This window comes from Labrenzia sp. R5_0 (assembly GCF_017743835.1).
GTDB lineage: Bacteria > Pseudomonadota > Alphaproteobacteria > Rhizobiales > Stappiaceae > Roseibium > Roseibium algicola.
This window is the reverse complement of record NZ_JAGHRK010000005.1, coordinates 1-12,499: the sequence shown is the minus strand read 5'-3', so window position 1 is coordinate 12,499 and position 12,499 is coordinate 1. Positions and strand designations below refer to the sequence as shown.

General features: G+C 59.4%; 15 protein-coding genes. 11 read left to right on the top strand and 4 right to left on the bottom strand.

From position 1 onward, the window contains the following. Nucleotides 1–5 precede the first annotated feature (5 nt). Genes J7447_RS23490 through J7447_RS23475 form a run of 4 tightly spaced genes read left to right on the top strand, consistent with a single transcriptional unit; the run spans nt 6 to nt 3,123 of the window. Entirely contained in the window at nt 6–353 is a 348-nt protein-coding gene (locus tag J7447_RS23490; RefSeq protein ID WP_023001405.1) for a ferredoxin family protein, read from the top strand. Next, entirely contained in the window at nt 350–1,213 is an 864-nt protein-coding gene (locus J7447_RS23485) for a dihydrodipicolinate synthase family protein (RefSeq protein WP_209171118.1), read from the top strand. Before J7447_RS23490 ends, J7447_RS23485 begins: the two co-directional genes overlap by 4 nt. A gap of 13 nt (nt 1,214–1,226) precedes the next feature. Further along, nucleotides 1,227–2,663, top strand: a complete 1,437-nt coding sequence (locus J7447_RS23480; protein WP_209171117.1) for an aldehyde dehydrogenase family protein — start codon at nt 1,227–1,229, stop codon at nt 2,661–2,663. A 10-nt stretch (nt 2,664–2,673) separates the two neighbouring features. After that, nucleotides 2,674–3,123, top strand: coding sequence for a deaminase (locus J7447_RS23475; protein WP_075283415.1), 450 nt, complete (start codon nt 2,674–2,676; stop codon nt 3,121–3,123). Nucleotides 3,124–3,129: 6 nt separating this feature from the next. Here J7447_RS23475 and J7447_RS23470 read toward each other — a convergent pair whose 3' ends face one another. The 4 genes from J7447_RS23470 to J7447_RS23455 form a co-directional block, all read right to left on the bottom strand. Beyond that, complete coding sequence (locus J7447_RS23470) at nt 3,130–3,990, bottom strand: alpha/beta hydrolase (protein WP_209171116.1); 861 nt, start codon at nt 3,988–3,990, stop codon at nt 3,130–3,132. Nucleotides 3,991–4,048: 58 nt separating this feature from the next. Further along, nucleotides 4,049–4,525: a VOC family protein gene (locus J7447_RS23465; protein WP_152512486.1), complete on the bottom strand. Its 477-nt coding sequence runs from the start codon at nt 4,523–4,525 to the stop codon at nt 4,049–4,051. Nucleotides 4,526–4,621: 96 nt separating this feature from the next. Continuing rightward, a complete protein-coding gene (locus J7447_RS23460; RefSeq protein ID WP_209171115.1) occupies nt 4,622–5,296 on the bottom strand; it encodes a glutathione S-transferase family protein in 675 nt (224 codons plus the stop codon). After that, nucleotides 5,293–6,018 carry a DUF1428 domain-containing protein gene (locus J7447_RS23455; RefSeq protein ID WP_209171114.1) on the bottom strand — a complete coding sequence of 242 codons (726 nt, stop codon included), beginning with the start codon at nt 6,016–6,018 and terminating at the stop codon, nt 5,293–5,295. Before J7447_RS23455 ends, J7447_RS23460 begins: the two co-directional genes overlap by 4 nt. 100 nt (nt 6,019–6,118) lie before the next feature. On the opposite strand from J7447_RS23455, the gene J7447_RS23450 reads away from it, so the two are divergent. From J7447_RS23450 to J7447_RS23420, 7 genes are all read left to right on the top strand, one after another. Further along, the gene (locus tag J7447_RS23450; RefSeq protein ID WP_075283419.1) at nt 6,119–6,778 is read left to right on the top strand and encodes a winged helix-turn-helix transcriptional regulator; all 660 of its coding nucleotides are present in this window, start codon (nt 6,119–6,121) and stop codon (nt 6,776–6,778) included. A gap of 125 nt (nt 6,779–6,903) precedes the next feature. Beyond that, on the top strand, nt 6,904–7,788 hold the full coding sequence (locus J7447_RS23445) for a MurR/RpiR family transcriptional regulator (RefSeq protein ID WP_023001396.1): 885 nt from the start codon (nt 6,904–6,906) through the stop codon (nt 7,786–7,788). 140 nt (nt 7,789–7,928) lie between these two features. Then, nucleotides 7,929–9,185, top strand: a complete 1,257-nt coding sequence (locus tag J7447_RS23440) for an ABC transporter substrate-binding protein (protein ID WP_031269502.1) — start codon at nt 7,929–7,931, stop codon at nt 9,183–9,185. A 70-nt stretch (nt 9,186–9,255) separates the two neighbouring features. After that, a complete protein-coding gene (locus tag J7447_RS23435) occupies nt 9,256–10,125 on the top strand; it encodes a sugar ABC transporter permease (RefSeq protein ID WP_209171113.1) in 870 nt (289 codons plus the stop codon). Next, nucleotides 10,115–10,924, top strand: coding sequence for a carbohydrate ABC transporter permease (locus tag J7447_RS23430; protein WP_023001393.1), 810 nt, complete (start codon nt 10,115–10,117; stop codon nt 10,922–10,924). Before J7447_RS23435 ends, J7447_RS23430 begins: the two co-directional genes overlap by 11 nt. A 12-nt stretch (nt 10,925–10,936) precedes the next feature. Next, the gene (locus tag J7447_RS23425) at nt 10,937–11,686 is read left to right on the top strand and encodes a glycerophosphodiester phosphodiesterase family protein (RefSeq protein WP_209171112.1); all 750 of its coding nucleotides are present in this window, start codon (nt 10,937–10,939) and stop codon (nt 11,684–11,686) included. After that, nucleotides 11,683–12,499, top strand: an 817-nt coding sequence (locus J7447_RS23420) for an ATP-binding cassette domain-containing protein (RefSeq protein WP_209171111.1), incomplete at its 3' end; no start/stop codon positions are given. The genes J7447_RS23425 and J7447_RS23420, both read left to right, overlap by 4 nt.

Here is a 12,499-nt window from a genome sequence, read left to right as displayed (position 1 = left end):
TCAAGATGGCGCTGATCATCAAGAGCGAATGCATTGATGTGAAGGACGGGATCTGCACCACGTCCTGTCCGGTCGACTGCATCTATGAAGGCGAGCGGATGTTCTACATCCACCCCGAAGAATGCATCGAATGCGGCATGTGCGAGAGCATCTGCCCGGTCGACGCGATCCGCTACGACGACGAGGTGACCGGTGCGGACCGGGCGTTCATCGAGATCAACAAGGATGTGTTCCAGGGTCCGGACGGAGGGCTGGTTTCGCCGGGTGGCTGGACCAGGGGCGATACGCCTTTCCGGGACCACCCTGCGGTGCGGGATTTTTTCAAACGCGATTTTGAGGAACAGACGACATGAAGGGGATAGTTGCGGCGGTGCCGACACCGCTCGATGCGCATGGCGCACCGGTGAAAGATACCTTTCTGGAACATTGCGCCTGGGCGCTGGCAAACGGGTGCGATGCCCTGAACATCCTGGGTACGACCGGTGAGGCGAATTCTCTCGGTCTGGCCCATCGCAAGCAAGTGATGGCCTGGGCGGCCGAGGCCTTTGACACAAGCCGTCTCATGGTCGGCACGGGTCTCACGTCCCTTGAGGACACGCTGGACCTCACGCGTGCAGCTGCCGACATGGGCTATGGCGTCGCGCTGGTCCTGCCGCCGTTCTACTACAAGCCTGTCACCGAAGAGGGGCTGGTTGCCTGGTACGAAGCGCTGGACCGGGCACTCGGCGCGACGTCGATCGAGATCTATTTCTATAATTTTCCGCAGATGACGGGCTTGAAGATACCCGCGGATGTCGTCGAGCGTCTGGCAAAAGCCCATCCGAAAAGGTTCACGGGTATCAAGGATTCTTCTGGCGATCTCGACTATTGCCGGGAGCTTGTCCGGCGACTGCCTGAGCTGAAGGTGTTTCCAAGTTCGGAAACGGCGCTCGCGGAGGGGCCCGGAGCCGGGTTCGCAGGCTGTATTTCCGCCACCGTGAACATCAGCGCGCCCCTTTGTGCGCGGCTCCTGCAGGACCCGGCAGACGAGGCATTGGCTGGCCGGGTCGCCAGCATACGGGCGGACATTGCGGCCCACCCGCTGGTGCCTGCGGTCAAATATCTTGTCGGTCGGCGCGCGGCTGAAAGTGCCTGGAACCGTGTCCTGCCTCCCTTTCAACATCTGGACGCTGCCGCATGCGGGTCTCTCGACCGCATTGCCGAAACCCTTTGAAACCGGAATTCCAATGACAAAACACGATAATCTGATCGGCGGCAAATGGCTGCCTTCCAACACCTATTCCGAAAACCGCAATCCTTCGAACACCGATGATGTCGTCGGCCTTTATGCCCAGGGAAGCGTTGACGATGTCGATGCCGCCGTCACCGCAGCGCGCAAGGCTACGCCAGGTTGGGCAGCGGCAACGCCGCAGACCCGCCATGATCTGCTGGAAGCAGTTGGGCGAAAGTTGGCGGAACGGGCCGAAGAATATGGCCGCCTGCTGTCGCGCGAGGAAGGCAAGACGCTGGCGGAAGGCATCGGTGAAACCATGCGCGCCGCGCAGGTTTTCAAGTTCTTTGCCGGTGAAGCGCTGCGCGTGACCGGCGATATGCAGGCCTCCGTGCGGCCCGACATCGACGTCGAGGTTACGCGTGAGCCGGTCGGTGTGATCGGCCTGATCACACCGTGGAACTTTCCCATCGCCATTCCCGCCTGGAAGGCAGCACCTGCGCTGGCCTATGGCAATTGCGTGGTTTTGAAACCGGCGGACCTGACGCCGGGCTGCGCTCATGTGATCGCAACTCTGCTGGATGAATGCGGCTGTCCGCCCGGTGTCTTCAACCTGGTCATGGGGCGCGGTTCTGTTGTTGGCGAGGCCATCGTCACCCATCCGGATGTTGATGCGGTTTCCTTCACCGGTTCCGTTGCCACGGGAAGCCATATTGCCGAAGTGTGCGGACGGCTTAAACGCAAGTGCCAGCTTGAAATGGGTGGCAAGAACCCGATGGTGGTGCTGGATGACGCCGATCTGGATGTTGCCGTATCCGCATGCCTGAACGGGACATTCTTTTCCACCGGCCAACGCTGCACCGCGTCCTCGCGCATGATCGTGCAGGCGGGCATTCACGATGCTTTCGTTGAGAAGCTGCAAACAGCGATGCTGGCCTTGAAGGTCGGGGATGCGCTTGATCCCGCTACCCAGATTGGACCGGTGGTCGACGAGAAACAGCTCTCTTCGAACCTTGCCTATGTGGACCTCGCCCGCAAGGAAGGTGCAAAGGTGATTGGCGGCGAGCGGCTCGAACTTGCCGTGCCCGGCTATTTTCAGGCCCCGGCACTGTTTCTCGAGACGACCAATTCCATGCGCATCAACCGGGAAGAGATTTTCGGTCCCTGCGGATCCGTCATCAAGGTGGCCGACTTCGAGGAAGCCATTACAGTTGCAAACGACACCGAGTTCGGTCTGTCAGCCGGTATCTGCACCACAAGCCTGAAACATGCCCGCGACTTCAAGCGGCGTGCCAGGGTCGGTATGGTGATGGTCAACCTGCCGACCGCCGGTGTTGATTTTCACGTTCCCTTCGGCGGCACCAGGGGATCGTCTTTTGGGCCACGTGAACAGGGCCGCTACGCGGCGGAATTCTTCACCACGGTCAAGACCAGCTACCTGTTTGCAGGCTAGGAGAAACATATTGGGCAGCAATTCCGGCAAATGGCGCAACCGGTTTCTCGGGCTGTGCGATCACATCGCACAATGGTCTGAAGATCGCGACTTCAAGGTGGGCGCGGTCATTGTCGGACCTGGCCAGGAAATCCGCGCGACAGGTTACAACGGCCTGCCGCGCGGGGTCTCCGGAACGGATGAAACCCGTCTCGACCGCCCGAGCGGTGAAAAGTTCTTCTGGGTGGAACACGCCGAACGCAATGCGATCTACAACGCAGCCCGCGCCGGTGTAGCGCTTGCCGGTTGCACTCTCTACGTCAACCGGTTTCCCTGTGCGGACTGCGCGAGGGCGATCATTCAAAGCGGGCTGTCCTGTGTGGAATGCCCGCCCAGACCATCGCATGATGGCAAGCTCGATCACAGTTTTGAGGTTTCCGAGATCATGCTCAAGGAAGCTGGTATTCGGCTATTGCTGTAGGAAACCTCACTCGCCGGCTTGGCTATCCATGTCATCGATGAATTTTCTGATCATCGGTTTGAGTTCCGGTTGTTTCAGAATGTTCATATGCGTGGTTCCGGGCAGGATTGCCAGGCGGGCGTCAGGAATGGTTTTCGACAGATAGAGCGCATGCTCTGCCAGGATGAAGTCGTTGTCACCGTTCATGATCAGCGACGGCACGGGAATTGCCGCGACCTGTTGCTCTGTCCATCCCCAGTCCGTGGTTATGAACCTGCTCATTTTTTGCATCGTCACCGGTGCGGCCTCGGCACCTCCCGGGTTCACGGCCGCAATCTCGGCGAACATCTCCGCAAATTCCTCTTCGCTCGGCATCATCGCCAGAACTTCGGCCGGCGGCACATAGTCCGGGTCCTTTTGCATCCTGATGATGCCGGGCACAAAGCCGTCTGGCGAGGCGCTGCCGGAAATGCTTGTCAGAGAGGCCAGTCTGTTCGGCATGTTGACCGCAAGGTCAAGTCCCAGCATGCCACCCGCCGAGAACCCGACGACATGAACCTTTTCCACTGACAGGGCATCAAGCACACCGATGGTATCAATGCGCATGGTCTCCAGGGTGATTGGTTCGTTATTCAGAGGCGTGTGTCCGTGCCCCTGCTGCTCGACGCCAATCACTGGCCGGTCCTCGACAAGTTCAGGGATGAAGGCGCCAAAGCTTGAGGCGATACTCTGCATGCCGCCGTGAAGGAGGAGAACCGGCGTTTCGCCGGTCTCCAGGTCTCCGTGAACTTCGTAATAGACGTCGTGACCGTTCACGGTAACCGTGTCTGCGTGCGCAAGGCTTGTAATCAGCAATGTTGCAGCTGCACCTAATAATGATTTCTTCATATCGGACTTCTCGAATTTACAGGGCTGGTTCACGAAATCTCCGGCCTCTCGGGTACGATCAGCCGCCCCGGCGGGCCGCATCGATGGCAGCCACGTCGATTTTCTTCATCTCCATCATTGCGCCAAAGGCGCGCTTTGCTTCGCCGCCGCCGGCAGCCAGGGCTTCCATCAGCGTGCGCGGGGTGATCTGCCAGGAGATGCCCCATTTATCCCTGCACCATCCGCAGGCGCTTTCCTCGCCGCCATTGTCGACAATGGCGTTCCAGTAACGGTCGGTTTCTTCCTGATCCTCGGTCGAAACCTGGAAAGAGAACGCTTCGCTGTGCTTGAATGTGGGGCCACCGTTCAAGCCGAGACAGGGAATGCCCAGCACGGTAAATTCGACGGTCAGAACGTCGCCCTCTTTCCCGGACGGATAGTCGCCGGGCGCGTGGTTGACGGCTTTCAGGGCACTGTCTGGAAAGGTTTCAGCATAAAATCGTGCCGCGGCCTCGGCGTCTTTTTCGTACCAGAGGCAAATCGTGTTCTTTGCAATCGACATTGTTTCCAGTCCTGGAGTTATACCGTCGCCCCGGATGGCTGTACTCAAAGATCCAGGGGCGACATGACATTGTTTGCGGAAAAGCCGGCGTCAGCCCGTGCTGCGTTTCGCTTGTTCGGCGTCCGCCGCCTGCCAATGCTGCATGTGATCTGCCATGGCCTTCTTGAAAGCAGGTCGGGATGTTGCCCGTTCGACATAGGCTGCAAGATGCGGATAGGCATCAAGGGCTTCTTCGGCCGCGACCACGCGCAGCACTTCCACCATCGCGATGTCGGCGACGGAGAAGTCACCGGCGAGCCACTCCTTGTCGCCCAGAGCCTGCTGTAGCGCAGTCAGCTTGGTATCCATGTCTGCCTTGACGTGAGCCCTGACGTCGGCTGCCGGAGGAGGGCCGAAGAATTCCGGGACCCGCTCGGCCAGGATCATGCTGACCCAGTGCATCACCGACAATTCAACCGTGTTCAGCGCGGCGAACAACCACTGCCAGATTTCCGCTTTCCGCTCGTCCGGCAGCAACGGGGTGCCTTCGCAAAGGTAGACAAGGATCGCTCCGCTTTCGAAAAGCGTCTGCTCACCGTCCTGGATTACGGGCACTTGCGTAAATGGCTGCAGCTTGCGGTGTTCGGCGCTCTTGGGGTGTGCGGGCACGGTCGCAACCTGGTAGCTGCGACCAATCTCCTCCAAGCCCCAGCGGACCCGTAGATCCCGCACGAACCCGCGTGGAAACTCCGGCAGCCAGTCGAAGGTGTAGAGGGTAAGGGTCATGCGGCTTTCTCCGAGTCGAAGAGCGGATCGAAGCCGGCCCACATCATCCGCATTCCGTCGAAAGGCATTGCGGACATGTCCATGTCGGCCATCCCCGCTTCCATTTCTTTGGCAGCGGCATCACATGTGGCACGGTCCGGCCAGGCAACCCAGCTGAAGACGGGCACTTCGGTGTCTTCCACCTTGGAGGCCCGGTAGAAATCGGTCTTCTGGCCGCGCGGTACATCCGTGCCCCAGTTTTCGATCATCCCGAGAGCGCCGAATTTCTCGAACATCTTCCAGCCTTCGTCCGCCATCTCGGCGTAGGCCTTCTTGTTCGTTTCGGGCACCGCCAGCAGAAACCCCTGATAATAACCAGCATCGCTGTGCCTGCCTGCCTCATAGACAGGGGAAAATCCGCCAAAGATCATCCGGCTGCCATCGAAGGGCATTTCCGGGATTTTCTTCATGGCAGGGTCGTTCTGCATCTTTTCCCAGGAAGCATCGGCAGCAGCCTTGTCCGGCCATTCGATCCAGGAAAACACGATTGCCTCGTCTTCCTTGGCGTCGACGGCGCCGTAGAAGTCCGTAACCTTGCCCTTCGGAACATCAACACCCCAGGTTTCGACCATGCGGGTGGCGCCGTAGGATTTGAACAGAGGCCAGGCAGCGGCGATGTGGTCGGCATATTTCTGCTTGTTTGCGGCCGGAACAGCCGCTACCGCACCTGTGAAATAGGACATGGCGATCATTTCCTCCTTTTTGTCGGGATGATGGGAACATCCCGGTTGCAGCATTATCGTGACAGCGTTAGTATGAAAAAACAACTGCCAGTATGAAAAAATGACCAAAGAGACAAAAACAACAACGCGCCTTCGTTATGACGAGGGGTGCCTGGCCGCCCACGCCCTGAACCTAATAGGCGACAGGTGGGCTCTGCTCGTTGTGCGCGAGCTTATGTTTTCCGCAAAACGCTTTCAGATGATCCGCGCCGGGTTGCCGGGCATAACCGCGAGTGTTCTGACCGGCCGTCTTGCGCAGCTCGTAGAGGTCGATGTCATCGAACACGACGAGCGACTGGGGGTGTATTCCCTGACGGAGGCGGGCCAGGCTCTGCTGCCTGTGCTGGAATCGCTGTGCCGGTGGGCGTTGCTGGTACCCGGTCACGATCCGACGCGTTTCATCAGCCCGTCTGCCTTGATGATATCCATGGGTGTCAACGTCGTTCCGGAGGCTGCGGCGCAAAGAGACGCGCTTGCCGGGTTCGATTTCAAGGGCGAGGCATTCGAGATGCAGCTGATCTCCGGCAAGGTTCACACCAAGGCGGTTTCCCGTCCTGACGCGCCCTTTGTGCTTTCCGGCAACGGCAACCGGATGGCTTCAGCCGTTTATGGGTCAGTTCCGCTTGCGGATCTGATCGCCAAAGGCGTGGTCGAGGTGTCGGGAGACGCGTCCCTTGCTGCTGAATTCGTCTCGCGGTTTAAACTGCAACGAAAGACCTGAGTTGGCTGGACGGCTGCCCGACGGTGCGAGCGCCTGTACCGGCGTCTGTACCGGCTCCGGGGTTTGTAATAAAAATTTCATCGAACTGTAGCCTGCAATTCAAATTGCAAAACTAGAACGATGGCATGTCAAAACCTGTGCCATCCTCCGGTTTCCTGTCCGATCTCATCACCCGCAACGCCTCCCGGCTGACAGGGTCCGATACCCGTCTACTCGATGTGCTGGTCAAGGACCCGATCCGAGCCGCCATCGAAAACGGCAAGGAAGTGTCCCTTCGCGCGGGCGTGCATCCCGCCGCAGCGGTGCGTCTGGCCAAGCGGCTCGGCTTTGAAGGTTATCCGGAATTTCGAGCCTACCTGCAGGCAAATCTGGTTGAAGAAGGCAACGACTTCGAGAACCCGGCCGCCCGCATGGCGGCCCGGCTGGTGCGGGCGGAAGAAGGGCAAGTGCTGTCGTCCGTGCTCGACAGTGAAATTGCCGCCCTCGAGGCCTTGCGTACTGCCGTCCCCGACAGCGATATCCGCGCCTTCTCCGAAGCCCTGCGCGATGCCCGCAAGATCTTCATTTTCGGTCGCGGTCATGCCGCGAGCCTGTCCTCGCTGATTGCCCTGCGCTTGCAGCGCTCCGGGTATGATGCCGCCGACCTTGGCGACCGCACCCATCACTTTGCCGAGATGCTGAACAGGCTCTCACCGGACGATGTCGTCTGGCTGCTCGCCTTCCGCCGCCCTTCCCAGCAAATCAGCGATGCAAACGGGATTGCGTCCATGCGCGGCGCGACAAGGTTGGCGCTGACGGACCTGCTCGCGGCCCGGTTCGACCCCGCGCCCGATCATCAGATCTGCGCCTCGCGCGGTGAGGCGGGCGAATCCCAGTCGCTGGTCGTGCCGATGACCATTGCCAACGCGGTCATTCTCGATCTGGCCGGTATCGATGGCGGTAGATCGATCCGCTCCCTGGAGGAATTCAAGGCATTTCGTCAATCACTGCCGCCACGCTGGCGCAGATGAGTTCGCCAGCAAACCTGCCCCTTCCCGGAAGCGGGGCCGGACACTGAATTCGCTGAACAAACCAAAAAAGACCGCCGTTGGAACCGGCGGCAAAGTCTCGTGCGCAAACGGAAATAGTTCACTCTGACAAGGATGACTCCATGTTGAAGAATTTGAAGAAAGTGCTGTTGGCGGGCCTGATCGGCCTTTCCGGCAGCGTCGGTGCCGCGCAGGCGGACGTCACGGTTGAATTCTGGCACAGCTTCGATGGGAGCGGCGGCGAAGCGCTTGGCGAGATCATCGAGAACTTTCAGGCTGCCAACCCTGATATCAAGATCGATGCCCAGTTCATCGGCAACTACAATGATATCGTCGCCAAGCTCCAGGCTGCCATCCCGGCGCGCCGGGCACCGGACGCGGTGATCATGGAAGTTACCCGGTATGGTCTCTTCGCTGACCGCGGCGTGCTGTTGGATCTGACCGAAAAGGTCAACAACGACCCGCTCAAGGACGACCTGTTCGATTTTGCCCGCGAAGTCGGCGTCTTTGAAGGCAAGAACTACATCGTGCCGTTCAACTCCTCCACGCCGGTGCTCTACTACAACAAGGAGATTTTCGAGCGGGCCGGCTTTGCCGAAGAACCGGCGCTCAAGACTTACGACGATCTTCTGGCGGTATCCAAACAGATTACCGAGAAGCTGGGCGACGAAGGCATCACGGGCATTGCCGCACCGGGCCAGTTCGCACGCTGGGGTCTCATCATGGATAACGACAGTGACCTGATCGACAGCAAGACCGGCGAGATCCTGATCGACAGCCCGAACACGATCGAAGCCTATGAATGGATGGCCTCGCTGGTACATGAGCACAAGGTTGCTTCTGCCGACGGCGTGACCAAGGAAAACAACGGCAGGGATGCCTTCCTGGCCGGCAAGGTCGGCATCATGTTGAATTCAACCGGCAACTACGGTCGCTCCAAGAAGGCGCTCGGCGATAACCTTGCCGTTCGTCCGATGCCTTGCAACAAGGTGTGCGCCGTGCCGATCGGTGGGGCAGGTATCGGCATTCTGTCGTCAGCCGACAAGGAAACCCAGGACGCCGCCTACAAGTTCATCAGCTTTGCCGCCTCACCCGAGTCCAACGCCACCTGGTTCTCCGGCACCGGCTACATGCCGATCAACAAGAATACCGCCAAACAGCCGCTGGCCGCCGCCGCCGTTCAGGACAAGCCCGGCATCACGGTTGCGATCGACCAGCTGGACTTCGCCCGTGGCCGTCCGCGCCCGCCGGTGGTCACCTGGATGCGCGCAACCGAATACGACATGTGGCAGGCCATGGCCCTTGGTCAGCGTGATGTCACGGAAACCTTGAAGGATTTCGCGGACCGCACCCGAAAGGAAGCCGAGCGCACCAACTGATCGCCCGATTTTCTTTCGACATCAGCACCGGGCTTCCAGAAGAAGCCCGGTGTCTCCGGAGCCCTTTCCGATGCTGTCCCGCCTGACACCCTATATTCTGGTACTGCCGCTGTTCTCCTTCATCGCGGTGTTCACCTACATTCCGATTGCAGCCAGTCTCAATCTCAGCTTCCGGGAATGGGATTTCCTGTCGCCGACGATGCCCCTTGTCGGTTTTGAAAACTACCGGCTGCTGTTCTCGTCCCACGAGTTCTGGAATTCGCTCAAGGTGACTGCGATCTTTGCCGTCATTTCCGTTCCGATCCGGCTTTGCCTTGCGCTTGTGGTTGCAAGTTACCTGGTCCGGGAGGCTCTGCCGTCCCGTATTCTGCGTGGCGCGCTGTTCCTGCCGTCTGTTACGTCCACCGTTTCCATCGCGGTCGTGTTTTCCTGGCTGTTCGCGACGGACTACGGCATGATCAATGCCTTCCTGCAAACTCTCGGCTTCGGCAAGGTTCCCTGGCTTCAGGACCCGCAGCTCGCGCTCTGGGTGCTGATCATCGTCAACACCTGGAAGCAGCTCGGCTACGATATCGTCATCTACATCGCCGGGCTTCAGGCAATCCCGCAGGAACTTTATGACGCCGCCGCCGTCGATGGCGGCAGGAAAGGCCGCGTCTTCCGCCGTGTAACCGTTCCGCTGGTAATGCCGACAACCTATTTCCTGCTTGTCGTCTCGGTGATCGAGGCCTTTCAGGTGTTCACCGTCGTGGACGTCATGACCAAGGGTGGTCCGGCGGGGGCCACCGACATGCTGGTCAACATGCTCTACCGTGTCGGCTTCACGTTGTTCGATATCGGGCAGGGCTCTGCACTGGCCGTTGTGCTCTTCGTGCTGTTGATGGCATTGGCCCTCTTCAAGGCACGGGTTCTGGGCCGGAGGGTGCATTATGAAGCCTGACAGCCGCATCCTCGCAGGGCTTGCACTGATTGCCGGCCTTCTGTTCCTGTCTCCGGCGCTCTATTCGGTCTTCATGTCGTTCCAGACGGTGGACGCCTATTACACTGGCAAATTCGAGTTCACCCTGGAGAATTACGAACTGGCCATTGGGCAATACCATTTTGCCCGCTATCTGCTGAACAGCATCGTCGTATCGGGATTGGTCACGTTCATTGCCCTGACGGTGTCGACAATGGCCGCATTTGCCTTTGCCAGGTTTCGTTTTCCTGGCGGCAACCTGCTGTTTGCGGCCGTGGTGGCAACCCTGATGATCCCCAGCCATATCTCGCTGATCCCGAACTACCTGACCCTTGCAAAGGTGGGGCTGCTGGACACCTATGCAGGGCTCATTCTTCCGGCGATTTCCAACGGTTTCGCGGCTTTCTTTTTGCGGCAGTACATCCGCGGCATTCCGATCGCCCTGGATGAAGCGGCCTACATGGATGGAGCAACACCGCTCAAGGTGCTCTGGCGCGTAATCGTGCCGATTGCCCGCCCGGCCATATTCTCCATGGGGCTGTTCATCTTCATCACGGAATGGAACAGCTACATCTGGCCGCTGGTGGCAGTTGGTGATGAAGACCTCTACACGCTCCAGATCGGTCTTGCGCGTCTCTACCGGGTCAATCCGGGTGAAGACGTGGTCAATTGGCCGCTGGTGATGGCGGCTTCCACCATCACAATTCTTCCCGTCCTGCTCGGTTTCATATTCGTCGAACGGCACCTGGTGCGTGGCATCACCATGGGTGCGGTCAAGTAAATGGAAGTTTCAATGACACGTATTGCATCTCATCGCGGCGGCACCCTGGAGTTTGGCGACAGCACACCGGCGGGCTTCGAAGCCACTGCGCGGATGGCGCTTGAGGAAGTCGAATTCGACCTGCACCCGACGGCCGATGGCGCCATCATGGTCCACCACGATGCGACACTCGAGCGAACGACCGACAGGTCCGGCGCGATCCGCGATCTGCGCGAGGCCGAGGTTCGCTCGGCAACGATCGATTACGGCGCGGGAGGCCATCCTCTGTCCCTCCAGGAGCTCTGCGCGATTTACCGGCGCAGTGCCGTTGGCTTCCGCTGCGAGATCAAGCCCGGTCCGGATCGCAGACCCTATGCCGACTTCGTTCCGAAGGTGGTCGCAATGCTTGCCGCAGAAGACATGCTGGAGCGTACGGTTTTTTCCTCCTTTCTGGTCGAAACACAGGACGAGCTGGCCAGGGCAACAGAGCGGCCAAGACTATGGCTTGTCAGCCCGCCGGTTCTTCAGCAACTGGGAACCGCAGGCACGCTCGAAGTGGCAAAGGCTCACGGGATCCCGGAAATCGGTGTTCATGTCGATTGCGCAGATGAAGAGTTGATGACTGCTGTCGAGAATGCCGGACTTCAGTTCGGCTGCTGGGCAGCACATACCTGTGCGCAAATCGAAAAGACGCTCCGGCTCGGTGTGAAGGTTTTCACTACCGATCGGCCCAGCCTTGCGATCGCGATCCGGAACCGCTGGCAGGGGGAGGGGCGGTCATGAGCGGGATAGAACTGACAGATATCCGCAAATCCTATCCTGGCGGACCGGAAGTTCTGCATGGTGTTTCGCTGGACATGCAAGCCGGGGAATTCGTCGTGATCGTCGGCCCTTCGGGCTGCGGAAAATCCACGCTGCTACGCCTCATCGCCGGCCTGGAGAAATGCGATCAGGGCGATATCCGCATCGATGGCAAACGCGTCAATGACGTTGCGCCGCAGGATCGGGACATTGCAATGATCTTCCAGAATTACGCCCTCTATCCGCATATGAACGTGCGCCAGAACATCGCCTTTGGTCTGGAGTTGCGCGGCGTCGCCATGTCAGAGCGCAACACCCGGGCAGAGGAAGTGGCCAGAACGTTGAAGCTTGATCCTTATCTCGACCGAAAGCCGGGCGCCCTGTCCGGCGGCCAGCGTCAGCGGGTCGCGATGGGCCGGGCCATGGCGCGCAACAGTTCCATCTTCCTGATGGACGAGCCCCTGTCCAATCTGGATAACGCCCTGCGGGTTGCCATGCGCTCGGAAATCAAGGAGCTCCACAGGCAACTGGGGGCGACTGTCGTTTACGTAACCCACGATCAGGGTGAAGCCCTTTCCCTGGCGGATCGGATCGCCGTCCTGAAAGATGGAGATCTTCTGCAGTTCGACACGCCCGGCACAATCTACGACCGGCCGGCGAACCGCTTCGTCGCCGGGTTCCTCGGAATGCTGCCGACAAATTTTCTGCCCATAGAAACCTTGCCCTTCTGGTCCGGCAGAACAGGCCTCACCGTCGGCATGCGGCCGGAGCATATGAAGGTACACACCTCGTCCC

What these genes read in the sequence shown, in the direction of transcription:
- J7447_RS23430 (WP_023001393.1), top strand. Translation starts at nt 10,115, where the DNA reads ATGAAGCCTGACAGCCGCATCCTCGCAGGGCTTGCACTGATTGCCGGC.
- J7447_RS23470 (WP_209171116.1), bottom strand. Translation starts at nt 3,990, where the DNA reads ATGAAGAAATCATTATTAGGTGCAGCTGCAACATTGCTGATTACAAGC.
- J7447_RS23450 (WP_075283419.1), top strand. Translation starts at nt 6,119, where the DNA reads ATGACCAAAGAGACAAAAACAACAACGCGCCTTCGTTATGACGAGGGG.
- J7447_RS23490 (WP_023001405.1), top strand. Translation starts at nt 6, where the DNA reads ATGGCGCTGATCATCAAGAGCGAATGCATTGATGTGAAGGACGGGATC.
- J7447_RS23440 (WP_031269502.1), top strand. Translation starts at nt 7,929, where the DNA reads ATGTTGAAGAATTTGAAGAAAGTGCTGTTGGCGGGCCTGATCGGCCTT.
- J7447_RS23485 (WP_209171118.1), top strand. Translation starts at nt 350, where the DNA reads ATGAAGGGGATAGTTGCGGCGGTGCCGACACCGCTCGATGCGCATGGC.
- J7447_RS23460 (WP_209171115.1), bottom strand. Translation starts at nt 5,296, where the DNA reads ATGACCCTTACCCTCTACACCTTCGACTGGCTGCCGGAGTTTCCACGC.
- J7447_RS23435 (WP_209171113.1), top strand. Translation starts at nt 9,256, where the DNA reads ATGCTGTCCCGCCTGACACCCTATATTCTGGTACTGCCGCTGTTCTCC.
- J7447_RS23425 (WP_209171112.1), top strand. Translation starts at nt 10,937, where the DNA reads ATGACACGTATTGCATCTCATCGCGGCGGCACCCTGGAGTTTGGCGAC.
- J7447_RS23480 (WP_209171117.1), top strand. Translation starts at nt 1,227, where the DNA reads ATGACAAAACACGATAATCTGATCGGCGGCAAATGGCTGCCTTCCAAC.
- J7447_RS23455 (WP_209171114.1), bottom strand. Translation starts at nt 6,018, where the DNA reads ATGTCCTATTTCACAGGTGCGGTAGCGGCTGTTCCGGCCGCAAACAAG.
- J7447_RS23445 (WP_023001396.1), top strand. Translation starts at nt 6,904, where the DNA reads ATGTCAAAACCTGTGCCATCCTCCGGTTTCCTGTCCGATCTCATCACC.